This window comes from Syntrophaceae bacterium (assembly GCA_013177795.1).
Lineage (GTDB): Bacteria > Desulfobacterota > Syntrophia > Syntrophales > UBA2192 > UBA2192.
Genome location: JABLXY010000001.1, coordinates 631,063 through 654,107, shown reverse-complemented (window position 1 = coordinate 654,107; position 23,045 = coordinate 631,063). Strand labels below are relative to the sequence as shown.

21 protein-coding genes and 1 other RNA gene are annotated in these 23,045 nt (G+C 64.6%); 16 read left to right on the top strand and 6 right to left on the bottom strand.

Annotation, left to right across the window (positions count from 1 at the left end):
- Window positions 1-228 precede the first annotated feature (228 nt).
- The 9 genes from HPY67_03000 (at window position 229) to HPY67_02960 (ending at window position 8,868) form a co-directional block, all read left to right on the top strand.
- Window positions 229-912, top strand: coding sequence for a tRNA 2-thiocytidine(32) synthetase TtcA (locus HPY67_03000; GenBank protein NPV03682.1), 684 nt, complete (start codon window positions 229-231; stop codon window positions 910-912).
- A complete protein-coding gene (gene smpB / locus HPY67_02995) occupies window positions 905-1,375 on the top strand; it encodes an SsrA-binding protein SmpB (GenBank protein ID NPV03681.1) in 471 nt (156 codons plus the stop codon). Before HPY67_03000 ends, smpB begins: the two co-directional genes overlap by 8 nt.
- 59 nt (window positions 1,376-1,434) lie before the next feature.
- Window positions 1,435-2,850: a sigma 54-interacting transcriptional regulator gene (locus tag HPY67_02990; GenBank protein NPV03680.1), complete on the top strand. Its 1,416-nt coding sequence runs from the start codon at window positions 1,435-1,437 to the stop codon at window positions 2,848-2,850.
- Between the two features lie 364 nt (window positions 2,851-3,214).
- Window positions 3,215-4,519 carry a citrate transporter gene (locus HPY67_02985; GenBank protein ID NPV03679.1) on the top strand — a complete coding sequence of 435 codons (1,305 nt, stop codon included), beginning with the start codon at window positions 3,215-3,217 and terminating at the stop codon, window positions 4,517-4,519.
- Between the two features lie 19 nt (window positions 4,520-4,538).
- Window positions 4,539-5,879, top strand: coding sequence for a DUF1446 domain-containing protein (locus tag HPY67_02980; GenBank protein ID NPV03678.1), 1,341 nt, complete (start codon window positions 4,539-4,541; stop codon window positions 5,877-5,879).
- Window positions 5,876-6,184, top strand: a complete 309-nt coding sequence (locus HPY67_02975; protein ID NPV03677.1) for a hypothetical protein — start codon at window positions 5,876-5,878, stop codon at window positions 6,182-6,184. The genes HPY67_02980 and HPY67_02975 overlap by 4 nt, the downstream gene beginning before the upstream one ends.
- An 80-nt stretch (window positions 6,185-6,264) precedes the next feature.
- Window positions 6,265-6,621: a transfer-messenger RNA gene (gene ssrA, locus HPY67_02970) on the top strand.
- Between the two features lie 201 nt (window positions 6,622-6,822).
- Window positions 6,823-8,154, top strand: a complete 1,332-nt coding sequence (locus HPY67_02965) for a GntP family permease (GenBank protein NPV03676.1) — start codon at window positions 6,823-6,825, stop codon at window positions 8,152-8,154.
- Between the two features lie 57 nt (window positions 8,155-8,211).
- Window positions 8,212-8,868, top strand: a complete 657-nt coding sequence (locus tag HPY67_02960) for a tetratricopeptide repeat protein (protein ID NPV03675.1) — start codon at window positions 8,212-8,214, stop codon at window positions 8,866-8,868.
- 177 nt (window positions 8,869-9,045) lie between these two features.
- Here the strand turns inward: HPY67_02960 and HPY67_02955 are convergent, their stop codons facing one another.
- The gene (locus HPY67_02955; protein NPV03674.1) at window positions 9,046-9,342 is read right to left on the bottom strand and encodes a hypothetical protein; all 297 of its coding nucleotides are present in this window, start codon (window positions 9,340-9,342) and stop codon (window positions 9,046-9,048) included.
- A gap of 604 nt (window positions 9,343-9,946) precedes the next feature.
- Here HPY67_02955 and HPY67_02950 point away from each other — a divergent pair.
- The 4 genes from HPY67_02950 (at window position 9,947) to mscL (ending at window position 13,140) form a co-directional block, all read left to right on the top strand.
- The gene (locus HPY67_02950; GenBank protein ID NPV03673.1) at window positions 9,947-10,714 is read left to right on the top strand and encodes a 3-hydroxyacyl-CoA dehydrogenase; all 768 of its coding nucleotides are present in this window, start codon (window positions 9,947-9,949) and stop codon (window positions 10,712-10,714) included.
- 160 nt (window positions 10,715-10,874) lie between these two features.
- Window positions 10,875-12,092 carry a thiolase family protein gene (locus HPY67_02945; GenBank protein ID NPV03672.1) on the top strand — a complete coding sequence of 406 codons (1,218 nt, stop codon included), beginning with the start codon at window positions 10,875-10,877 and terminating at the stop codon, window positions 12,090-12,092.
- 96 nt (window positions 12,093-12,188) lie between these two features.
- Entirely contained in the window at window positions 12,189-12,587 is a 399-nt protein-coding gene (locus HPY67_02940) for an MBL fold metallo-hydrolase (protein NPV03671.1), read from the top strand.
- Window positions 12,588-12,693: 106 nt separating this feature from the next.
- The gene (gene mscL / locus HPY67_02935; GenBank protein NPV03670.1) at window positions 12,694-13,140 is read left to right on the top strand and encodes a large conductance mechanosensitive channel protein MscL; all 447 of its coding nucleotides are present in this window, start codon (window positions 12,694-12,696) and stop codon (window positions 13,138-13,140) included.
- A 97-nt stretch (window positions 13,141-13,237) separates the two neighbouring features.
- On the opposite strand, the gene HPY67_02930 is transcribed toward mscL, so the two are convergent.
- Window positions 13,238-13,384, bottom strand: a complete 147-nt coding sequence (locus tag HPY67_02930) for a hypothetical protein (GenBank protein ID NPV03669.1) — start codon at window positions 13,382-13,384, stop codon at window positions 13,238-13,240.
- Between the two features lie 269 nt (window positions 13,385-13,653).
- On the opposite strand from HPY67_02930, the gene HPY67_02925 reads away from it, so the two are divergent.
- The 3 genes from HPY67_02925 (at window position 13,654) to HPY67_02915 (ending at window position 16,342) form a co-directional block, all read left to right on the top strand.
- Window positions 13,654-14,067, top strand: coding sequence for a response regulator (locus tag HPY67_02925; GenBank protein ID NPV03668.1), 414 nt, complete (start codon window positions 13,654-13,656; stop codon window positions 14,065-14,067).
- Between the two features lie 158 nt (window positions 14,068-14,225).
- On the top strand, window positions 14,226-15,305 hold the full coding sequence (locus HPY67_02920; protein NPV03667.1) for a DUF763 domain-containing protein: 1,080 nt from the start codon (window positions 14,226-14,228) through the stop codon (window positions 15,303-15,305).
- A gap of 113 nt (window positions 15,306-15,418) precedes the next feature.
- Window positions 15,419-16,342: a 2-dehydropantoate 2-reductase gene (locus HPY67_02915; protein NPV03666.1), complete on the top strand. Its 924-nt coding sequence runs from the start codon at window positions 15,419-15,421 to the stop codon at window positions 16,340-16,342.
- Window positions 16,343-16,345: 3 nt separating this feature from the next.
- Here HPY67_02915 and tadA read toward each other — a convergent pair whose 3' ends face one another.
- From tadA to HPY67_02895, 4 genes are all read right to left on the bottom strand, one after another.
- On the bottom strand, window positions 16,346-19,045 hold the full coding sequence (gene tadA / locus HPY67_02910; protein NPV03665.1) for a Flp pilus assembly complex ATPase component TadA: 2,700 nt from the start codon (window positions 19,043-19,045) through the stop codon (window positions 16,346-16,348).
- A gap of 26 nt (window positions 19,046-19,071) precedes the next feature.
- Window positions 19,072-21,144, bottom strand: coding sequence for a response regulator (locus tag HPY67_02905; GenBank protein NPV03664.1), 2,073 nt, complete (start codon window positions 21,142-21,144; stop codon window positions 19,072-19,074).
- 153 nt (window positions 21,145-21,297) lie between these two features.
- Window positions 21,298-22,419, bottom strand: coding sequence for an NAD(P)/FAD-dependent oxidoreductase (locus tag HPY67_02900; GenBank protein ID NPV03663.1), 1,122 nt, complete (start codon window positions 22,417-22,419; stop codon window positions 21,298-21,300).
- Between the two features lie 155 nt (window positions 22,420-22,574).
- Entirely contained in the window at window positions 22,575-22,946 is a 372-nt protein-coding gene (locus tag HPY67_02895; protein ID NPV03662.1) for a prepilin-type N-terminal cleavage/methylation domain-containing protein, read from the bottom strand.
- Between the last annotated feature and the right edge of the window lie 99 nt (window positions 22,947-23,045).

The window sequence follows — 23,045 nt, the reverse complement described above, 5'->3', positions numbered from 1 at the left end:
GTCTTCCTTCGGGGCCGCCTCGTCTTATCCCAAACCCCGGAATTTTGCAAGGCGAACTGCGCCCGATAGGGGTTTGCTTCAACCCGCCGATGTGGTATACGATTCCGGGAACGCGGACGCAGGGCAGGGATTGATGCGGTGAACGACTGGCAACCGAACGGGGAGAAGCGAACCCGGCTCCACAATCACCTCAACAAGTGGTTCGAGGCCGTCGCGGAGGAGTACGGCATGATCGAGGCGGGCGACCGGATCCTCGTCGGGGTCTCGGGCGGGACGGACAGCATGGTCCTCCTGGACCTGTTCAGGACCCCCAAGTACGTCATCCCCGGCGACTATACTGTCACGGCCGTGCACGTCGATCTCGGCTTCGAGGGCAGCGGCGAGGATGCGGATCGGCTGCAGGCTTTTTTCCGCGAGATCGGCTGCGAAGCCGTCATCGACCGCACCGACATCGGTCCCGTCGCTCACAGCGAGGTCAACCGCAAGAACCCCTGCTTCCTGTGCTCGAGGCTCCGGCGCCGGCGCATCTTCGAGATCGCCGCGGAGAGGGGCTGCAACAAGATCGCCCTGGCCCACCACCGCGACGACATGATCGAGACGCTGCTGCTGAACATGTTCTACGGCCGCGAGATCAGCACCATGATGCCCAAGCAGAGCATCTTTGCGGGGACGCTCCACATCATCCGTCCGCTGGCGTACATCCGCGAGGAGCTCATCAAGAAGTTCGCCCGCGAGAGGGGATTCCCCGTGATCGCAAACCGGTGCCCCACGAGCGTCAACTCCCGCAGGCGCTACGTCAAGGAGCTGCTCGGCGAGCTCGAGAAGGACAACCGGCTCGTCCGGGACAACCTCTTCCGCGCCATGAAGAACGTCAAGATGGACTACATGCCCCGGGGCAGACACGATGGCTAGGAAACAGGCAGGCGAGAAACCCATCTGCCAGAACAAGACGGCGAGGCTCAACTTCGAGATCGAGGACACCTACGAGGCGGGCATCGCCCTGGTGGGCACCGAGGTCAAGGCCCTCCGCGAGGGCAAGGGCAACCTGACGGACAGCTACGCCCGGGTGAAGAACGGCGAGGTGTTCCTCTACGACATGAACATCAGCCCCTACACCTACGGCAACATCATGAACCACGACCCCCTGCGGGTCCGCAAGCTCCTGCTGCACAAGCGCGAGATCCGGAAGCTCTACGGCAAGACCCAGGAGAAGGGCCAGACGGTGATCCCGCTGAAGGCCTACTTCAAGAACGGCAAGGTGAAGATCCTGCTCGGCGTGGGCCGCGGCAAGAAGATCCACGACCGGCGCGAGGACCTGAAGCGAAGGACGGACAGGCGCGAGATGGAGCGCGCCATCCGGGGCCGCAACCGCTGATGGGACTCCCGGTGAGCATCGATCGAAAGCGCATGCGTATTTGAATGAGAGGTTCCGCAATGGCCGCGGACGATCGAGGGATTCCTCACGAGGGGAAAGAATCCTGTCCGGCGGAGATGGTTGCCCAGTGGTGTACGAGCATCCTTGATGCCATCTATGACGGCGTGCTCGTCGTCGATGCCTCGGCCGTCGTCCGCTACGTGAATCCGGAGTACACCCGCATCACCGGCGTGAAGCCCGAGCAGATTGTCGGGAGACCCCTGCGGGACGTGCGCCCCGGGGCGATACTGCCCGATGTGATGCGCACGGGGGTAGCCCGCGCGGGCGTATTCCGCCGGGAAGGGAAGGTTGAATACGTCGTCGACATGGCCCCGATCGTCAGGGACGGCGAGATTGTCGGCGGTGTGTCGGTGCTGAAGGACATCACGGAAGTCCAGCGTCTCTCCCAGGAACTCAAGAAGTTTGCCAGCCGGGCCAACCGTCTCCACACGTTCGTTCAACAGGCCTTCCAGGCCCGGTTCACGTTCCAGGACATCATCGGGGTCAGTGATGAAATCCGGTCGGCCGTCGCACTGGCTCATCGAAGCGCGCGGGGCGACCACGATGTCCTGATCACGGGAGAGAGCGGGACGGGCAAGGAAGTCTTTGCCCAGGCCATTCACAGCGGCAGCAGGCGATCGTCGGGTCCGTTCCTGGCGTTCAGCTGCGCGGCCCTGAGCCCGATGCTCGTTGAAAGCGAGCTCTTCGGGTATGCGGACGGCGCCTTCACCGGCGCGCGCCGGGGCGGCCGGGTGGGGTTTTTCGAGATCGCCGAGGGGGGAACCGTATTCCTTGACGAGGTGGCGGAGCTCGGCACGGACATGCAGGCAAAGCTGCTCCGGGTTCTCCAGGAGCGGCGTATCCGGCGAGTCGGTGAAACGGAGGAGACTGCCGTGAACGTCCGGGTCATCGCGGCGACCAACCGGGATCTCGAGCAGCGGGTGAAGGCGGGGCAATTCAGGGAGGATCTCTACTACAGGCTCAACGTTGTGAACATCCACCTGCCGGCTCTCCGGGACCGTCGAGGCGACATCCGGCTCCTGGCCGACCATTTCCTCGAGCAGTGCGGGAAAAGAGGAGGCCGGGCGCTGCGTTTTTCCCCGGATATCTATGAGATCCTCGAAAGGCACTCGTGGCCGGGAAACGTCCGGGAGCTCATGAACGCCGTGGAGCACGCGGTGAACATGGCTGACACCGAGTTCGTCCTGCCGCAATATCTGCCGAAAGCGCTTCAAGATGTCATCCGCCGGCCCGTGAGCGGCACCTTGGAGGAGATCGTCAAGGAGGCGGAGAGGCGGGCGATTCTCGGCAAGCTCGGCAGCTGCGGTCGATCGGTCGAGGCGAAGAGGCGCATTGCCCGGGAACTCGGGTTGTCTCTTTCCACACTCTATGCAAAGATGAAGGCACTGGGTATCGATCCGGCCGGCCGGGAATAGTTCCGGAATCCCGGAATGACAGGGAAATTGGTTCCGAAAACCCGGAAAAGGCCTTCAGGCATGCTTCGGCGGGGAACTGATCGCCCTGCCGGAGGGACAGCATTTCCGGTTATCCGGAAGAAGCGTGCCGGCTGTTCTCAAATCCTTTCGCTCCCTCCGTCGCCGATCCGCCTTTTTGCGTTCTCCCCCGACACTCGCAAACATATTTCAAAACAAGAGCTTGAACAATGCCGGCGCGGTGGCCGCAGCGGCTCCCGCCTCGTTCTCGGCGCAGCATGCTGAAACGCCTTCATCCGGGCATGGCGGTTGCTCAAAGGGATGGCAAAAAGCGGGGTCTTGCAACCGCGAATCCAGGAGGGGAGATATGCTGGCACTGCTGGGACTTCTGACGATGCTTGCCCTGTTGGCGGTCATCCTCACGAAAAGGTTATCGGCGCTGGCCGCCCTGATCGCCATTCCCATCATCGGAGCGCTGATCGGCGGGTTCGGCCTAGGGACGGGGAAATTCATTGTCCAGGGTCTGCAGAGCATCGCGCCGGTCGTGGCGATGTTTATCTTTGCGATCATCTTTTTCAGTGTCCTGATGGATGCCGGGATGTTCGATCCCATCATCAACAAGATCCTTCGTCACGTCGGACACCACCCGACACGGGTCGTCATGGGTACAGCGCTTCTCGCCATGGTTGCCCACCTGGACGGCTCCGGTGCCACGACCTTCCTCATTGTCATCCCTCCCCTGATCCCGTTGTACGACCGTTTGAACATGGACCGAAGGGTCCTGGCCTGCGTCGTCGCTCTCGGTGCGGGGACGATGAACGTCCTGCCGTGGGGCGGCCCGACCATCCGGGCGGCAACGGCCCTGCAGGTCCAGGTCACGGACCTCTACAACCCGGTCATTCCCGCACACCTCTGCGGCCTGGCGTTCGTCATGCTCGTGGCCTACTGGCTCGGCAGGCGGGAAACCCGCCGCCTGGGCATCGTCGGGAACACGGGCTCCGAGGGGGAGGTCTACGAGAGACAACTGACCGATGAAGAAAAGAGCCTCCGAAGGCCCAAGATGTTCTGGTTCAACATCATCCTGACCGTGGCCGTGATTGTGGGCTTGGTGTGGGGCACGTTATCCCCCGCGGTGCTGTTCATGGTCGGGGCCACGCTCGCCCTCGTCGTGAATTATCCCAACGTCGCGATGCAGCGGGCCCGGGTCGATGCCCACGCAAAGGCGGCCCTCATGATGGCCAGCATTCTTCTTGCCGCCGGTTCCCTCATGGGGATCATGAAGGGCACGGGCATGATCGCTGCCATGGCAAAGGCCGCGGTGACGTTCATACCGCAGGGCCTGGAAACTCACATTCCTGCCATCGTGGCCCTGATCTCGATGCCCATGAGCCTGCTTTTCGACCCGGATTCATTCTACTTCGGTTTCCTCCCCGTCGTGGCGGAGGTCGCCAAGACATTGGGTGTCCCGGCACTGCAGGTCGGACAGGCCGCCATCATCGGCCAGATGACGACCGGATTTCCCCTGAGTCCCCTGACGCCTTCAACATTCCTCTTGATCGGTCTGACGGGCGTCGAACTCGGGGAGCATCAGAAGTTCACCTTCCTTTATGCATACCTGGTCACGATCGTCATGGCCATCGCGTCGATTGCCATCGGGCTGTACCCGCTGTAATGAACGGAGGATCGATCCCATGAAAACGATACGAATCGGGTCCGGCGCCGGTTATTCGGGCGACCGGATCGAGCCCGCCGTGGAGCTTGCCGAAAAGGGCGGCATCCGGTACCTCGTCTTCGAGTGCCTGGCCGAGCGGACCATCGCCATCGCGCAGCAGGCGAAGATGAGGGACCCCGGGGCAGGCTACGATGCCCTGCTGGCCGCCCGGATGGAGGCCTGCCTGCCCGTATGCCGCAGGAACAGCGTGAAGATCATCACGAACATGGGGGCCGCAAACCCCGCCGCCGGGGCGGAGAAGGTCGGGGAAATCGCGAAGCGGATGGGCATCAAGGGTTTCAAGATCGCCGCCGTGACGGGCGACGATGTCCTTGGTATCGTCAGGCAGGGTGACTACCGCATAGAGGAAACCGGGGAGAAATCCTCGGCGTTGAAAGACAGGATGGTCTCCGCCAATGCCTACCTGGGCGCCGAGCCCATCGTCGAGGCCCTGCAGAACGGGGCCGATGTCGTCATCACCGGCCGCGTGGCGGACCCGGCGCTTTTCATCGCTCCAGCGATACACGAGTTCGGCTGGGACATGAACGACTGGGATCTCTTGGGGCAGGCAACCGTCATGGGCCACCTGCTCGAATGCGCAGGCCAGGTGACGGGGGGATACTTCGCCGACCCCGGCTACAAGGACGTGCCCGATCCGGCCCGGCTCGGGTTCCCCATCGCCGAGGTCCGCGCGGATGGCTCATTCGTGGTGACCAAGGTGCCCGAAGCGGGTGGGATGGTCACGCTCGCCACCTGCAAGGAGCAGCTCCTCTATGAAATCCACGACCCTTCCTCATACATCACCCCCGATGTCGTGGCCGACTTCACGGGGGTGCGGCTGACGGAAGTCGGCAAGGACCGTGTACAGGTCACGGGCGGCAAGGGGAAGCCCAGGACCGACATGCTCAAGGTCTCCATCGGCTACGTGGACAGCTACATCGGCGAGGGGCAGATCAGCTATGGCGGACCCGGTGCCGTGGCCCGCGGGAAGCTGGCGCTCGAAATTGTACGAGAAAGGCTGAGGCTGACCGGGGTGCAGTTCGACGAGATCCGGTACGACCTCATCGGTGTCAATTCCCTGCACAGGGACAAAATCTCCGCGGGGCACGACCCCTACGAGGTCAGGGTCAGGGTCGCCGGACGGACGAAGACGATGGCCGAGGCCGTCCGGATCGGCAACGAGGTCGAGACCCTCTACACGAACGGGCCGGCAGGCGGGGCCGGCGCGTGGAAGGTGGCGCGGGAGGTCGTGGCAATGGTCTCGACCCTCGTGCCGCGGACCCTGGTGAAACCTTCCATCCACTACGAGGTGATCGGATGAAGCTTCGAGAGATCGCACACTCCCGCACGGGGGACAAGGGCAACACGTCCAACATCTCCGTCATCGCCTATGACCCGGCCGACTACCCGCTTCTGGAAAAGCAGGTGACGGCGGAGCGCGTCAAGGATTTCTTCTCCGAGATCGTCGAGGGGGAGGTCGTCCGGTACGCGCTGCCCAACATCGGGGCGCTCAACTTCGTCCTCTACAGGGCATTGGGGGGCGGAGTCACGCGGACGCTGGCCCTCGACATCCACGGCAAGTCGCTGAGCTCCGCCATCCTCGAGATGGAGATACCCGGGCATTGACCGCCCCGTATCCTTCCTTGACTTACCGGTGCAGGCAGGTTAAATTGAATTCGGAATTGTTCCCGGACGAATACACAAGTGGGGGCGCCACGGTTTCGACGGGGATAATTGAGGCTGACAGTGGCACGCGGAGGTTTCTACCGGGCTCCTTAAACAGGTAGAAAAAAAGTAAACGCCAACGACTACGTTTACGCAAAGGCTGCTTAAGCGGCCACGTCCTGCCGGGCTCTCCTGACGGCTCGAACAGGGCGTAAAATCAGCCAGGATAGCCGATTCTGATCTCCTGTGGCGGATGAGGCGAAACCTTTCACAGGATAGCCGACGAGGGATCCCGTCCCCGGGAGGCCTCCGAGGCGAATCGCAAATCGGGGACTAAGCGTGTAGAAGCTGCAGCTGAAGATTTCCGGACGCGGGTTCGACTCCCGCCGCCTCCACCAAAGAACCGACCCCTTACCCTTCGGCCCCGCCAGCGGCGGGGCCGTTTCCTTTTCGCCATTTCATGGTACGAATTCGTTCCGTGAAAGTCCGGGTTTGCTGTTTTCCGTTGCCTCTCCAGGCGGCGATGTGGTATCAAATACCGATTGTATTTTGCATACAGCATTCAAAACAGCCGGCACCGACGGGAAGGAGGAGGTCTTATGGTTTCTGGCGGAACGTCATTGATTTTCTTGGTCATCGCGGTGATCCTCATCGTGGTGGCTACCGGCAGGTACAGGGTCAACGCCTTTTTCGTGCTCATCTCCGTCGCGTTCGGGTACGGCCTGGCCATCGGCATGGCTCCCCTCGACGTGGTCAAGGCGGTGCGCGAGGGCTTCGGCGGCACGCTGACCTACATCGGCATCGTCATCGTGGCCGGCACGATCATGGGCTACATCCTGGAGAAGACCGGCGCGGCCCTGGTCATGACCCGGGCCATCCTCGGCCTGGTGGGCCAGAGCCGAGCCCCCCTGGCCATGAACATCGCCGGATACATCGTGTCCATCCCCGTGTTCTGCGACTCGGGCTACGTCATCCTCACCCCGCTCAACAAGGCGCTCTCCGTGGAGTCCAAGACATCCATGGCGGTCATGGCCGTGGCCCTCTCCACGGGCCTCTACGCCACGCACACCATGGTGCCGCCCACTCCGGGTCCCCTGGCTGCCGCGGCTGCCCTCAAGGCCGACCTGGGGATGGTCATTTTCTACGGGCTCATTGCAGCCGTGCCCTCGTCGCTGGCCGGGTTTTTCTGGGCCAAGCACTTCGGACGAAAGTACGACATCAAGCCCGACGTCGAGGAAAGCTATTCCAGCCTGTTGGAGAAGTACGGCAAGCTGCCGGGCACGTTCATGAGCTTCCTGCCCATCATCCTGCCCATCGTGCTCATCCTGCTCAAATCCGTGACGAACTTCCCCACCAAGCCCTTCGGGACGGGTCCGCTGGCCAAGACCCTGGATTTCATCGGCGATCCCGTTTCCGCACTCATGCTCGGTGTCGTGTGCAGCCTCTTCCTGGTGCCGCGCAAGGAATTCGGACAGGCCCTTGACGGATGGATGGGGCACGGCATTCGAGACGCGGCCATCATCCTGACCATCACCGGCGCGGGCGGCTCCTTCGGCAGGGTCCTGGCGGCCTCGCCCATGAAGGAATTCATCGGTACCACCATGTCCACCATGAACCTGGGCCTGCTGCTGCCCTTCATCATCTCCGCGGCGCTCAAGACCGCGCAGGGGTCTTCGACGGTGGCCATCATCACCACCGCTGCCATCATGGCGCCCCTGACGGCCGGCATGGGACTCAACCCGGCGCTCACGGCCGTGGTCATCGGCGCAGGCTCCATGGTCGTGTCGCATGCCAACGACTCCTATTTCTGGGTCGTGTCGCAGTTCTCCAACATGCCCGTGAACGTGGCGTACAAGATCTACACTACGGCCACGCTCATGCAGGGCTTCGTGGCCTTCATGGCCTGCTACATTCTGAGCCTGTTCATCTAATCTTCGATCTGCGCGGCGCGATGCCTGACGGGCGTTGCGCCGCGCAGCGAGGTCCGTTTGCTCACGTATCTGCATACGCGACTGCTCATGCGCAGGGCGCTCAACGCCTACGTCGTGGGGGACTACGCCAAGGCCGAGCGGCTGTTTCTGAAGCTGCGGGCCAAGCAGGGGGACACGCAGCTCGTGCTGCGCAACCTGGGCCTGGTGCGCATGGCCCAGGGCGACCTGGCGGGGGCCGAGTCCTATTTCCTGCATGAGCTTGAACGGTTCGGGCCGGCGCCGGACCGTCTCCAGGCTCTGGCCGACGTGGCCTACCTGTCCGGAGACCGGCAAAAGGCTGCGCGACGGATCAAAGATGTTCTGGGGGATCCGGGATGCACGGCCCCGAAACTCTACGGGCAGCGCGCGGCCATCTGCGGCGATGCCGCGGCTTACGCCAGGGCGATGCAAGGCAAGCGTGACTTTGCGGAGGGCAACGCCCTTCTGGCGTCCGGGGATGTGGATGGCGCCCTGGCGGCCTTCCGCCGCGCCGCTGCGGCGGACCCCACGGATTTTGCCGCACTCAACAACATCGGCGGCATCCTGCTGAACCAGAAAGACGATCCGGCCGGCGCAGCCAAGGCATTTTCCCAGGCCCTGGCGCTGCAGCCGCTTCCCATGCTCAAGAGGAATGTCGCTCTTGCTGAAGCCATGCTCAAGCAGCGAGGGCGTTAAGGCTTGATCGGGACGCGGTACTCCTCTCTCGGCGATGCACCCCGAGGATGTTTGTTATCGTCGATCATGAACAGGAAAGGCAGGGTCGAGCATGACCTTGCCTTCTGCGGGGGCCGGCCTGCCCCTGTGCTATTCTTTTGTTGGCCCCTGGGCCTGAACCGTACCCGTGCGCGGCTCTCAGACGATCTTTTTATCCAGGGACCAGCCCAGCCGGTCCGCCCGGATGCCCCGGCAGGCCTCGAGGTATTCGAATTCGAAGATGATGCGGCCCTTGAAGGGGTCCTCCTCCTTGACCCGGTAACCCCGTATCTGGCCGCCGTAGAAAGAGGGCTCGGTCTTCTTCCGGTGAAAGTAGATGTGTCCCCCGACGAGCTTCTTCGCATCCTCCTCGCCCAGCTGCCACCAGCCGCTCTCCCAGACCTTGTCGCCCAGCTTGGTGAAGTTGTTTTCGTTCTCGATCAGGTGGATCTGCATGACGCACGCTCCCTGTCCGACCCCGGGGACATAAAGCCCTGTCTCGCGGTGATGGACAGGGCAGCAGGTGAGGTCTGAGGAATTTCGATAGGAAGTCCGGTTACCCATCGTCTCGACGGATGCCGGTGACTTGGCTTCAGACTATGCCAATCGGGTGGAATGTCAAGGTCTTTCTAGGCGGGACAATAGCAGTCGGTCGGTCATGTATTTTTATGGGGCTCTTGCGCCTCGACGGACAAGAAGTCATTGACAGGGCCGCACGGAACATCTGACGCCGGACGCACGGGGGTCATCGTATGCTCACCGGGCCCGCGATGACGAACGGTTGCTATCTTGACCACTGAGCCCTGGAAAAAATCCCATCCATGCAGTATGATTGCGCTGGTTTGATTCCCCAAATTCCGAGAAGTTCTCCCCACGGAGCAGAGCCCACAGGGACATAAGGACCTCGCATCGCGCGAAGGCGTTCCACATCCGCGTACGTCCGGGCATCCAGGTGCAACCTGGTGTCCGTCAGTTCCACCATCTATTGCAACCGTTTGCACCGCCCGTGCGTTTTCTGAGCCCGAGAGCATGTGCGCGCCGGCGGGAAAGGGGGGAGACCGTGAGGGTGAGCGACTGCCTGGCCGTGGTGACGGGAGGGGCATCGGGTCTCGGCGAGGCCTGCGTGCGAGAACTGGCGGGGGCGGGGGCGAAGGCGGCGATCTTCGACCTCGACGCCGAGAAAGGGCAGAGGCTTGCATCCGAGCTGGGAGCGCAGGTCCTCTTCGTCCGCACCGACGTGACGGGCGACCAGAGCGTCCGGGAGGCGGTCGGGAAGACGGTTGCGGCCTTCGGCGGCCTCAACGCCGTCATCAACTGCGCGGGGATAGGGGTCGCCTGCAAGGCCCTCACGAAGAAGGGCCCCATGCCGCTGGAGGAGTTCAACCGGGTCGTGCAGATCAACCTCGTGGGCACCTTCAACGTCATCCGGCTCGCGCTGGCGCAGATGGTGAACAATTCGCCCGACGCAGAGGGCGAGCGCGGCGTGATCATCAACACCGCCTCGGCGGCGGCCTTCGACGGACAGGTCGGACAGCCGGCCTACAGCGCCTCCAAGGCCGGTGTCGTAGGGATGACCCTGCCGCTGGCGCGCGAATGCGCCGATTACGGCATCCGTGTCATGACGATCGCCCCGGGGCTCTTCGACACGCCCATGCTGGCGCTGCTGCCCCCGGCTGTCCGCGAGGCCCTGGGGAAGATGGTGCCCTTCCCGCAGCGGCTGGGCCGGCCCTCTGAATACGCCATGCTTGTGCGGCACATCATCGAGAACCCCATGCTCAACGGCGAGGTGATCCGCCTCGACGGCGCCATCCGGATGGCGCCGAGGTGACCTCTCCCTCTCCCCAGGCGGGAGAGGGCCAGGGTGAGGGGGGCTTGCCATCAGGCACCCTCCCCTTGATCCCCTCCCGTCGAGGGAGGGGAAACGAGAGGGATGTTGCCCACGAAGACAGAATGAGAAAGATGACTCATTCACGAAGGGAGAAAGCGAAATGCCCGGAAAGGACGACATCGTGATCGTGAGCGCCGTCCGGACGCCCTTCAGCCGCTTCGATACGGCCATGGCCGACATCCCCAGCATCGACCTCGGGGTCCTGGTCATGCAGGAGGCGGTCCGGCGGGTGGGCGTCCAGCCCGGCGAGGTGGACGAGGTCCTCTACGGCTGCTGCATCCCCGCCGAGGTCGCCCTGGAAACGGACGTGCCCGCCCGGCAGGCCACGCTGCTTGCGGGCTTTCCCCCCGAAAACATCTCGCTGACGCTGGACCGGGCGTGCTGCTCGTCCCTGACGACCCTGCGTCTGGGCATCCTCTCGATCCGCGCAGGGGAGGCCCGCATCGTCCTGTCCGTGGGCTCCGAGAACATGCCCCGCACGCCCCACCTCGCCCCGGGCCTGCGGCGAGGCACCCGCCTCGGCCACATCCGCCTCGTCGACTGCCTTTTCGAGCTGGGCTACACGGCCAAGGGGTTCAACCCCGTAGCGCTCGACGCCGGCGAGATGGCCTTGGAGTACGGCGTGACGCGCGAGATGCAGGACGCCTGGGCCCTTCGCAGCCACAGGCTGTGCGCGAAAGCCTACAGCGAGGGCAGGCTGCGGGTGGGGGAGGAGCTCATGCCCGTCGAGATCCCCCAGAAGCGGGGGAACCCCATCGTCATCGAGAGGGACGAGTCACCCCGGGAAACCTCGATGGAGGCCCTTGCGAAACTGACGCCCATCTACGGCAGCCCTACCGTCACGGCGGGCAACGCGCCCCCGATCAGCGCGGGAGCGTCGGCCGTTCTCTTTATGACCCGGGCCGAGGCCGGGCGCCGGGGGCTAGAGCCGATTGCCACGGTCATCTGCGCCGTCGCCTCGGCGGCTGCCCCCCGCGAGATCGCCCAGATCCCGGCCTACACCATCCGGAAGGCCCTGGAGAGGGCCGGCATGACGATCGACGCGATGGACCTCATCGAGATCAACGAGGCCTTCGCGGCGATGCCCCTCGTCTCGACGAAGATCCTCGCCGGCGGCGATGCGGGCCGATGGAAGGCCCTGCAGGAAAGGACCAACGTCAACGGCGGGGCCATCGCCATCGGCCACCCCGTGGGCGCAAGTGCCGGGCGGATCGCCATGACCCTGGCCTACGAGCTGCGCCGCAGGGGCGGCGGCGTCGGCGTGGCCGCCATTTGCGGCGGGCTCGCGCAGGGGGAGACGGTTGTTCTGAAAGCATGAGAGGGATGGGCGTCCTTTCGTGTGGCGATTGACCGCCCCGGCCGATCCACTCCACGTATCATGGACCGACATGACAAAACTATGAAATGAGCCTCCATGCTGCTCAAGCACTCCTTCACCGGGAAGATCGCCCACAGCTCCTACATCCTCGCAGGCAAGGAGTCCTGCGCCGTGATCGACCCCCGGCGGGACGTGGACCTCTACATCGACGAGGCCCGCGCCCTGGGTGTGACGATCACCCACATCCTCGAAACCCACCTCCACGCCGACTTCATCTCGGGCCACATGGACCTGGCCCGCCGGACCGGAGCGACCACCCATGCGCCCAAATCGGCGCAATGCGCCTTCGATCACGTCCTCGTCGTCCCCCTGGGTCAGTGCCGGCCCTGGTTCTTTTTCTGCTGGAACGGGCGGGCCTCTGATCTCCCATGCAAGGCTGGGGTTCGTGTGGCATGCCATGGCATGGTCACCGCGCAGGAGGTAAATTGGCCGTGAAAAATCGTGAACAACTGCTTGACAGGGAGGCCTTCAAGGGAAAGAATAACACGGGTTTAACGTAGGAACCGTTCGAAACGACCGACGAACCAGAAGGAGGAGTCCCATGATCAAGGAATTCAAGGAATTCGCCATGCGCGGAAACGTGGTGGACATGGCCGTGGGCATCATCATCGGCGCGGCCTTCGGCGCCATCGTCAAGTCCCTCGTCGACGACGTCCTGATGCCGGTCATCGGTCTGCTGCTGGGCAACGTCGACTTCTCCAACTTCTTCCTCGTTCTCAAGGCCGGAAAGACACCGGGCCCCTACGCAACGCTCGCCGAGGCCAAGGCGGCCACGGCGGTGACGCTGAACTACGGGGTGTTCATCAACTCGGTCGTGACCTTTCTCATCGTGGCCTTTGCCGTCTTCCTGCTCATCAAGCAGATCAACCGGCTGAAGCGGCAGGAGCCGCCCGCCGCGCCGACGACGAAGGAGTGCCCGTACTGCCTCTCCACGGTGCCCCTGAAGGCGACACGCTGCCCCCAGTGCACCTCGGAGCTGAAAGCCTGATTGGATGCTGCGGACAAGGAAGGAGGACCCGGAAAAGGGCGCCGGCTGCGGGCGCCCTTTTTCGCGTCGGCGGCCGGCAAGGCGATGGGGAGCCGGACTAGCGGCGCTCGCTCGACGGGGCCATGCCGACGATTGCCTTGCGGCGCACCCAGCCGAGAAATCGTTCAACGGGCCAGGTGACCAGGGCGACGACCGCGAGGACCAGCCGCTCGGCCATCGTGTATCTCGGGTAAACGGTCTGCATCGGGTGCTCCTCTGACGCGAATCCCATGATCAGTGATGTGCAAATTTGTTGCCACGTCCTCTCGGCAGCGCTCGAAAATCCCCCTAAAGAAGAATCGGTCTCATGACGAAAAGACTTGAGCACGGCGTCCGGGCCGTGCGTGTTTTCCCGACATCATGGCGCCTTGTTCATGGGGCGCATGAATTCCTTGCTGGCAGGAAACCTGCATGATTCATCCCGGGACGTGGATTGCGCCCCGGACAGATGCCATCGACTGGAGACCGTGACGCATGCGAGTACTGATCGTGGAAGATGATTTCGTCGGCAGCCGACTGATGAAGAAGTTTCTCGAGGCGGACTGTTTCTGCCACCTCGCCTTCGACGGCAGGGAGGCCATCGAGGCCTTCGATGCGGCCCTGAGGGAAGGCAAGCCCTACGACCTTCTGTTTCTCGACATCATGATGCCCGAGGTCAACGGCATCGATGTCCTCAAGGCGATCCGGAGCCTGGAGGAGCAGAGGGGCATCGCCGCCGACAAGGGCGTCAAGGTCGTCATGACGACGGCCATGAACGACGCCGACGTGATCCTGGAATCCTTCAACGCCCGCTGCGACGGCTACATCGTCAAGCCGGTCCGCAAGGAGCAGCTTTTCGAGGAGATCCGGAACCTGGGCTTTCTCCCCGAACCCCGCGTTGAACCCTGACGGGGGCCGCCCGGCGGCCCCCGTTTCCTTTCCACACCCCCCCGCGCATTCATCCTTGACCGGAGGACACCCGAGCGATAGAAAGCGGAAGGGCGCGCAATCGAAGGCGCGCACGGAGCATCGCCGTGCAGCACGATGCGCGGCCGGAGCGTTGCGGGATGAAAACCGGAATCACCCACCTTCCCCTTCACGGCGGCAGGGCCCCGGCCTGGCTATTCGGCCGGATGAAACTCCTTGCCCGCGAGATCGTCCTCGTCATCCTCCGGGACTTCGGCACCGGGGAGCTGCTCCGCAGGCTCTCGGACCCCTTCTGGTTCCAGGCCCTGGGCTGCGCCCTCGGCTTCGACTGGCACTCGAGCGGGCTGACCACGACGACCTGCGGGGCCATCAAGGAGGGTATCAGGGGGATGGAGCACGAGATCGGCTTCTTCGTCTGCGGGGGCAAGGGGCGCGTCTCGCGGGCCACGCCCCGCGAGATCGAGGGCCACGGGAGACACCTGCGCGCGGACCCCGGAGCCCTCGTGTACGCAAGCCGCATGGCGGCCAAGGTGGACAGCGCCGCCGTCCAGGACGGCTACGCCCTCTACCACCACGTGTTTCTCTTCGACCGAGAGGGCCGCTGGGCCGTCGTGCAGCAGGGCATGAACGAGGCGACGAAGTTCGCGCGGCGCTATCACTGGCTGGGCGAGCAAGACCTGGATTTCGTCTGCGAGCCGCACCGGGCGGTCTGCTGCGACCGCCGCGGTGCGGCGCTGAATCTCGTGGCCCGGGAAGGAGAGGCCGTCCGGGCGCACTCCGCGTCGCTGGCCCGTGAGTCCCCCGAGCGGGTCCTGGCCGAGTGGAGGCGAATCGAGCGTCTCGACCTGCCGTCGCACCACCCGGTGACGCGCGGGCAGATCGGCGCCGAACACCTGCACCGGGTTCTCCTGAAGACCTACGAGCAGAGGCCGGCGGACTTCGAGGCGCTCCTCGGGACGGCCGGCGTGGGCGCCAAGACGCTTCGGGCCCTCGCCCTGCTCTCGGAGCTTCTCTACGGGGCGAAGCCGTCGTTTCGGGACCCGGCCCGGTTCAGCTTCGCCCACGGCGGCAAGGACGGCCATCCCTATCCCGTGGACCGGGAGCTCTACGACCGCTCCATCGAGTTCCTGAAGGAGGCCGTCAACGCGGCCGGGGTCGGGGAACACGAGAAGAGGCGGGCCTTCGCCCGGCTGGGGGCGTTTTACGGCCGGAAGCGGTGAGATGGGCATCATGGAATGACGGTGTATTGGAATCGCGGCGAAAAGATGGTATGAACAGACCTCACGCGCAGAAATAAAAGGGACGATACACTACGCTGCGCCGGAGGCATCGTATGCGAATCGGGATCATCGGCATCGGGGGAGTGGGAGGCTATTACGGAGGCAAGCTGGCCCTGAAGTATTCCGGCCGCAGCAAGCACGAGGTCATCTTCTTCGCCCGGGGCGCACATCTGGAGGCCATCCGGAGAGACGGGCTCAGGCTCGTGACCGTCGACGGCGAGTACCTCGTCCGGCCGGCGCAGGCCACGGACAACGCGGGCGAGATCGGCCCGCTGGACCTGGCGATCTTCTGCACCAAGAGCTACGGGCTCGAGGATGCGGCGAGGGCGATCGCGGGGAACCTCTCCGACGATTCGGTCGTGCTGCCTCTCCTGAACGGCGTGGACATCACGGAGAGGCTGCGCGCGGTGCTGCCCCGGGGAGCCGTCCTCTACGGCGGCGTCTTCATCAGCTCGGCGATCCAGGGGCCCGGCGTCGTCAAGCAGGTGGGCGGCACGGGCCAGCTCTTCTTCGGCCCGGCCGACCCGGCCGACGTGGAAACGTACCGCCCCATTGAAACCCTGCTGAAGGATGCCGGCATCAAGGCGGAGCTCTCCGCCGATGCGCTGCTCCCGCTGTGGACGAAGTACATCTTCATCGGTCCCATGGCCGGGGTCACGTCGCTGACGGGCAAGACCTTCGGCGAGGTGCTTGGAGACCCGGCCGACCGCGCCCTGGTCGAGGGGATGATGAAGGAAATCGAGGCCGTCGCGAGGAAAAAGGGAATCCGGTTCCCCCCGGATATCGTGGAGATCTCGCTCGGCAAGGCCGCCGCCTTCGCCCCGACGACGAAGACCTCCATGCAGCTCGATTACGAGCGGGGCAACCGGACGGAGCTCGACATCTTCACCGCATACATGGTGAAGGCGGGCAAGGAGCTCGGCATCCCCGTGCCGCTGCACAAGAAGGTGTACGTCGAGCTGCTGCAGCGGGACTGAGGCCTATCGCATGCTGACCCTGCGGAGCTGATCGAAGTCGGTCAGGCCCTTCATGGCCTTCTTGATCCCGTCCTGCAAGAGGGTGGTCATCCCTTCCGAGACGGCCATGTCCCGCACCTCGGCCGCCGTGCCCCGTTTCTGGATGATCCGCCGGATGGCGTCAGACGTCACGAGGACCTCGTGGATGGCCAGCCTTCCCCAGTACCCCGTCCCGCCGCAGGCGTCACAGCCCTGCGAGCGGTAGAGCTTCAGCTGCTCCCGCCCCCGGATTCCCAGTGCCGTGGACATGAACCCCTCGCCGCAGGCCCGCAGGATCTTCCGGTACTCGATCTCCGTCGGGACATAGGCCTCCCGGCACCGCTGGCAGAGGCTTCGCACCAGGCGCTGCGAGATGATGCCGATCAGGGAGTCGCCGAAATGGAAGGGGTCGAGCCCCATGTCGAGGAGCCGCACGACCGTCTCGGGCGCGTCGTTGGTGTGGAGCGTGCTCAGGACGAGGTGCCCCGTCAGGGAAGCCTCCGTGCCGATCTTCGCCGTTTCCGGGTCCCGCATCTCGCCGACCATGATGATGTCGGGGTCTGAGCGGAGGAAGGACCGCATCGCCGCTGCGAAATCGAGCCCGATCTTCCGGTTCACCTGGACCTGCCGAATGCCGGGCTGGCTGATCTCGATGGGGTCCTCGATCGTGATGATCTTGAGGGCCGGACGCTTGATCTGCTCGATCAGGGCGTGCAGCGTCGTCGTCTTGCCGGAGCCGGTGGGCCCCACGCAGAGAATGAGCCCGTGCGGTTTTTCCGACATCGCCAGCAGGTGTTCGTAGTTCACGGGGTCGAGGTGAACGTCCTCGAGCCGGAGCAGCTCCCCCGTGGCCAGCAGGCGCAGCATGGCGTCCTCGAGGCCCCCGACGGGCAGCGTCGCGACCCGCAGCTCGATGGTTTCGCCGTTGTAGCAGCGGAACTTGATCTTCCCGTCCTGCGGCAGCCGCTTCTCGGTGATGTCCATGTTCGCCATGATCTTGATCCGCGAGACCAGGGCCGTCCGGTAGTTGAACGGGAGCGACTCGTAGGGGGTCAGATCCCCGTCGATGCGGAATCGGATGTCGACGCGCCTCTCCCGGGGGTTGGGCTCGATGTGGATGTCGGAGGCCCGCCGCCGGAACGCCTCGTTGATGATCTTGTTCATGATCTGGGGGACGATGTTGTCCGTCTCGGTGACCTCGACCTCGTCGTCGATGGGCCCCGACTCGTCGGGGACGCCCTTCTCGAGCATGTCGCGAAGCTCGATCTCGCCGCCCATCTTGCTGTAGAAGTGGTGGATGAACTTGAAGATGTCCTCTTTCTCGGCGGGGCGGAAATCCACCGCCTTGGTCTTCAGGGTCGCAACGATCTCGTCGCGGCGGATGAGATCGTCGACGCTGTCGATGATGACGACGATCCGGTTGCCCGCGACCTCCAGGGGGCACCACCGCTCGCGGATGAGGTAGTCCTTGTTCAGGGTCTTGAGGATTTCCTTGGGGGCGGGAATGCCCGCCAGGAACTTGACCCGGATCTTCGACCGGATGCTCTCGGGCAGGGAGTCCCGCGTGATGACGCCGCCGGTCAGCCCGGCCAGGACGTCCTTCACGACGGTTTCGAGCTCGGTGATGTTGCCGGGGAAATCGTAGTCGCACAGGGTGCTCATGGCGTCCTGCGCCACCGCGATGTCGCGGCCGCCGGCGTAGGCGTTCACGAAGTGCTCGACCAGCAGGGGGATGTCGCTCTTTCGCTCCTTGAGCGTCGGCAGGATGAGCATCGACCCCTTGATGAAGTAGTACAGGTCCTTTCTCAGCTCTCCCTTGGCGACCAGCGCTTCCGGATCGAGCCTCGTCGAGATGATCAGCCGGGTGTCCAGCGGGCACTTCTCGTTCGTGCCGGGCCGCGTGAAGCTGTTTTCCTGCATTGCCTTCAGCAGCATCGCCTGCGCCTCGGAGGGCAGGTAGCTGATCTCGTCGAGGAACAGGGTGCCCCTGCGGGCCTGCTCGATGTGGCCGCCGCCGTTTTCGCCGCCGAACAGGGCACTCAGGTGCTGATCCCCTCCGAGCGCTTCGAGGTTCAGGACGACGAAAGGCCCGTTCTTCTGCGACCCCGATTCGTGGATGAACCGGGCGACGGTCTCCTTGCCCGTCCCTTTCTGCCCCGTGATCAGCAGCGGGACCATGATGGAGGCATACAGCTCGGCCTCCTTGAGAAGCCGCAGCATCTTCTCCGACCGGGCGATGAGGGCCGAGGGGATCTTGCTCGGGGCGATCTCCGGCGGGGCCTCGCTCTTGACGACGGCGATGACCTCCAGGAGGCGCTTTCGTTCCAGGGCGCGGCGGATCGCGGCCACCATGTCGTCGCGGTTGAGGGGCTTGGTCAGGTAGTCGTAGGCGCCTTTCTTGAGGCAGTCCACGGCGACCTTCGCCTCGTTGACCGCGGAGACCATGAGGCATTCCGTCTCCGGGCTCGCGTTCTTGATCCGCTCCAGGAGCTGCAGGCCGTCCATCCAGGGCATGTTGATGTCGATCAGGGCGACGTCGAACCGGTCCCCGTTTTCCACCGCCGCGGCGGCATTCCGGGGGTCGCTCTCCAGCCGGAGCGTCTTGAAGCCGGCCCCGAGCAGGCCCCGGCGCGCGCTGTCGAGAAAGTCCTGTTCGTCGTCGACGATGAGTATGGGGTTCAGCATGGGGAAGACTCCTTGTCCGTGAGGGGTTATGCCTGCGGGCGCGCCGCGTCCTGCTGATCGGCCAGATGGAGCCGGAAGACCGTCCCGGCGCCCGGCTGCGACTCGACCTCGATCTTGCCGCCCATCTCCTCGATGAGGTTTTTCGAGACGTAGAGGCCGAGCCCCGTGCCCGTCCCGTCGTGCTTCGTCGTGAAGAAGGGCTCGAAGATCCGCCCGAGCGTCCGGGCGTCCATGCCGCAGCCGTTGTCGGCCACCTCGAGGATCAGCTTGTCCTGCCAGGAATTCCCGCTGCGGGCCGACACCCGGAGCAGCGATTCCGGCTTGTCCGCCGCATGGGCGGCGTTGATCAGCAGGTTGATCATGACCTGCTCGAAGGAATCCGTGTCGAGGACGATCTGCGGGAGGTCCTCGGGGATGTCCACCTCGAAGGTCTTCACCCGCTTCTTGATCTGGCTCATGCAGATCGAGGCGGCCTTGCGGACGAGGTCCCCGATCGGCATGGGGACCTTCTTTTCCCGTTCCTTCTCCTTCTGCCTGGAAAACTCCCGCAGCTTCGAGACGGTCGCGTTGATCCGGTGCGAGCCGTTCTCGATGTTCTGCAGCAGCTTCAGGAGGTCCTCGCGAAAGTCCCCGTAGGGCATCCCGAAGTACTCGCGGCCGGGGTTCGCCTCGGCTTCGCGGTCCATGACGGGGAGGATCTCCTGCAGGTACTCCCGGAGGATGGGGAGGTTGAAGACGATGAAGTTGTTGGGGTTGTTGAGCTCGTGGGCGATCCCGGAGACCAGGAGTCCCAGGGAGGCGAGCTTTTCGCGCTGCACGAGGTCCCGCTCCATGAGCTTCTGCTTCGTGATGTCCGCGACGCGGAGGATCACGGCCCCGCCCTCGCCCGGGTCGTACCGGATGGGGTCGATCGCGATGCGCTCGAACTTGACGGACTCCGAGCGGTTCTCGAGGTCGAAGCTGCAGGGCGCCGAAGCGCGGGCGGCCGCCAGGATCTTCTGCACCTGTTCCGCGTCGTAGCGGCTGCCGAAGAGCTCCGCGCAGGAGGCCCCCACGAGGTCCTGACGGTCCGCCGTCGCCCAGGTGTCCCGCGCCGCCCGGTTCGCGAGCTGCACGGTGAGATCGCCGTCGACCATCAGGACGGGGTCGGAGATCCCGTCCAGGACGGTCATGAGCAGCGTGGTGTTCTCGCGGAGCTTTTTCTCGGCGGCCTGCTTTCTCTTCAGCTCCTCCTCGAGCTCGCGCGTGGCCCGCTGCAGGGCCTCGGTCCGCTCCTCGACCCGCTTCTCGAGCTCCGAGGCCGCCCGGCGCAGGACCTCCTGCGCCTTCCTCTGATCGGTCATGTCGTCGAGAATCACGATGGGTCCCTTCGAATTCCGGACGGAGAGGGCCGTCAGGGCGACTTCCCGGCCGTTGTCCAGGACGAGCGGGGAGATCCTCTGGCGCGCCCCTCCCCCGGCGGCGCGGAGGGCATCGGCCACGGCCGCGTGATTGCCCGGTCCGGCGAGGCCGGCGAAGTCGCGGGAGACGATTTCCTTTTCCGGCAGGCCCAGGATCCGGAGGGCGGACTCGTTTGCGTAGAGGACCCTCCCGGCGCCGTCGAGTTCGAGCACGCCCTCCGCCATGCTTGCGATGAGGCTCTCCAGGTGCTCCTTGACCCCGATGAGCTCGCGGATGATGTTCTGGCCGGGCTGATCGCGGAACCCGAGAATCTCCGGCCTGTCCCGGAGAGGTTCGTCATGGAGAATCGCGAGGATGTTCTTCGAGAGCTCGTGGAAGGGTTCCTTTCGGATGCAGGCGTTGGCCCCGAACGAGCGGAAATCGAGCAGCTCATCCTCGGAGAGCGCCGTGATGACGCAGAGGTAGGTTTGCCCGGCCCGGCTGTCCCCGCGGATGAGGCGGCAGAGCCGGTCCCCTGACATCCCGGGCATCACCATGTCGACGAACACGACATCGGGCACCCAGGTTTCCAGGATCTCGAGGGCCCCGGCGCCGTCCTGGGCGGTCCGGACTTCGTGTCCCTCGCGGGTCAGGAATTTCCCCAGGAGGGCGAGCATCACGGGGTCATTGTCCACAATCAGGATTCTTCTCGGCGTCATGGCGGGTCTGCCGCAACCTCCTTTCCGGTGGCCATAGCTGTCCGAAGAGGTGACTTGCAAAAGTCAAACCAGTCTGACCGCAGGTCGGTTGGAAACCAAGGACTTGACCGGAAAGGGGATTGTGGGATGAGTCAGCGCACGGCCATGGCCGGTTCAGCCCATGACGGGCCGGACGAGTTCCGCCACGCGCCGTGCAATGGCCAGGCAGGCCGTCAGTCCCGGCGATTCGATCCCGATGAGGTTGACCCAGCCGGGCAGTCCCAGGCGGCTCTCCTCGGAGATGACGAAGTCGCGGATCTCCTCCCCCGGACCCTGCAGCTTGGGCCGGATGCCGCACATGTCGGGCTGCAGGGATTCCTTCGGGAGCAGGGGCAGGTAGGTGACGATGGAGGCGTGGAAGGCGTCCCGCTTGCCCTCGTCGACGCGGTAGTCGACGGCGTCGACGTACTCCACGTCGGGGCCGAAGCGGACCCGGCCGCCGAGGTCGATCGTGGCATGCACGCCGAGTCCCTCGTGTTTCGGCGTCGGGACCGGGTAGACGAGGTGCCGGATCCGCGGCGGGGGTGAGGCTGAGAAGTAGCTTCCCTTGCAGAGCTTCAGGCGGTAGCCCTCCGCGTCCACGTCGATGCCGGGCAGGGCCGCCACGCGGTCCGACTGAAGCCCCGCGCTGTTGACGACGATTCGCGAGGCGACGAGGCTCTCCCCGCCGTTGATCTCCAGCTCGTGGCGGAGGCCGTCGTAGTGCGCGGCGGTCACGCGGGACCGGAACACGGCCGTAACACCGTTGCCCGTCGCGCCGACGAGCAGGGCGCGCATGAGGGCGTGGGAATCGACGATGCCCGTGGAGGGCGACAGGAGGCCAGCCGTGGCGGAGACCTCCGGCTCCAGCGAATGGATGACGCGGCCACTGAGCATGAGCACGTCGTCCACCCCGTTGGCGTGGGCCTTCCCGAGCAGCGCGTGCAGGGCCTCCTCCTCGGAGTCGTTCACCGCGACGATGAGCTTGCCCGTCCGGCGGTGGGGGATGCCCCTTTTCTCGCAGGCCTCGTAGAGGAGCCTGCGGCCCTCGACGCACAGCGATGCCTTGAGGGTCCCCTCGGGGTAGTAGATCCCGGCGTGGATCACCTCGCTGTTGCGGCTGCTCGTCTCCTGCCCCTGGCTCTCGTTTCTCTCCAGCAGCAGGACGTTGCTGTAGTGCCTCGAGAGCTCCTCCGCGACGGCCAGGCCCACGACCCCGGCGCCGATGACGGTGATGTCGAAAGCGAGCTTTTCCACAGCGGATATCTAAGCGCAACGGGGCCGAATTTCAAGTGAAAAGGAGTGTCGGCCCCGGCGGTGCCGCATCGGTGCGCCGTGCAGTCCATGAAACGCGATGGCCGGGTGGAGAGGGACTCTCCACCCGGTTCGGTCTCCGGCTAGGAGAGGGGCGGCTACGGTGTGATCTGCCCCGACGCGTTGACGGTGTACGTCCTGTCGCCGCTCCCGTGGACGGCCGTCAGGGAAAGGCCCCCCTGGGTGCCGTTGACCACGGTCAGGGTGACGCCCGAGGACTGGGAATAGCCGGCACCCTGCAGCTTCGCGACCGTGACCGCGGCAGTCGGCCAGTCGCTGAAGTAGGCCTGGGCGGCGGTGTAGGCGTTTTTCACATCCGAGCGCGCCGTCGTGTTGTAACCCCGGACCCTGTAGGACGTGAACTGGGGAATCGCGATGGCCGCCAAGATGGCGATGATAGCCACGACGATCATGAGTTCGACAAGCGTGAAACCTTTTTGACCCTTCTTTTTCGCGAAATAACCGATCATCATCACAAACCTCCTTGATTGTTTTCAGGCGTCTGCCTTGTCTCCGCCGTCGGTGCCTCCGTGCCGGCGCTTCGCGCCGCCCCAAAGAGGGCGGTGTGC

Bases quoted from the DNA above. Each gene is read 5' to 3' on its own strand.
- HPY67_02905 (NPV03664.1), bottom strand. From the start codon at position 21,144: ATGACGCCGAGAAGAATCCTGATTGTGGACAATGACCCCGTGATGCTC.
- HPY67_02920 (NPV03667.1), top strand. From the start codon at position 14,226: ATGAAAACCGGAATCACCCACCTTCCCCTTCACGGCGGCAGGGCCCCG.
- mscL (NPV03670.1), top strand. From the start codon at position 12,694: ATGATCAAGGAATTCAAGGAATTCGCCATGCGCGGAAACGTGGTGGAC.
- HPY67_02940 (NPV03671.1), top strand. From the start codon at position 12,189: ATGCTGCTCAAGCACTCCTTCACCGGGAAGATCGCCCACAGCTCCTAC.
- HPY67_02965 (NPV03676.1), top strand. From the start codon at position 6,823: ATGGTTTCTGGCGGAACGTCATTGATTTTCTTGGTCATCGCGGTGATC.
- HPY67_02895 (NPV03662.1), bottom strand. From the start codon at position 22,946: ATGATCGGTTATTTCGCGAAAAAGAAGGGTCAAAAAGGTTTCACGCTT.
- smpB (NPV03681.1), top strand. From the start codon at position 905: ATGGCTAGGAAACAGGCAGGCGAGAAACCCATCTGCCAGAACAAGACG.
- HPY67_02945 (NPV03672.1), top strand. From the start codon at position 10,875: ATGCCCGGAAAGGACGACATCGTGATCGTGAGCGCCGTCCGGACGCCC.
- HPY67_02980 (NPV03678.1), top strand. From the start codon at position 4,539: ATGAAAACGATACGAATCGGGTCCGGCGCCGGTTATTCGGGCGACCGG.
- HPY67_02925 (NPV03668.1), top strand. From the start codon at position 13,654: ATGCGAGTACTGATCGTGGAAGATGATTTCGTCGGCAGCCGACTGATG.
- HPY67_02985 (NPV03679.1), top strand. From the start codon at position 3,215: ATGCTGGCACTGCTGGGACTTCTGACGATGCTTGCCCTGTTGGCGGTC.
- tadA (NPV03665.1), bottom strand. From the start codon at position 19,045: ATGCTGAACCCCATACTCATCGTCGACGACGAACAGGACTTTCTCGAC.
- HPY67_03000 (NPV03682.1), top strand. From the start codon at position 229: ATGATCGAGGCGGGCGACCGGATCCTCGTCGGGGTCTCGGGCGGGACG.
- HPY67_02975 (NPV03677.1), top strand. From the start codon at position 5,876: ATGAAGCTTCGAGAGATCGCACACTCCCGCACGGGGGACAAGGGCAAC.
- HPY67_02955 (NPV03674.1), bottom strand. From the start codon at position 9,342: ATGCAGATCCACCTGATCGAGAACGAAAACAACTTCACCAAGCTGGGC.
- HPY67_02930 (NPV03669.1), bottom strand. From the start codon at position 13,384: ATGCAGACCGTTTACCCGAGATACACGATGGCCGAGCGGCTGGTCCTC.
- HPY67_02915 (NPV03666.1), top strand. From the start codon at position 15,419: ATGCGAATCGGGATCATCGGCATCGGGGGAGTGGGAGGCTATTACGGA.
- HPY67_02990 (NPV03680.1), top strand. From the start codon at position 1,435: ATGGCCGCGGACGATCGAGGGATTCCTCACGAGGGGAAAGAATCCTGT.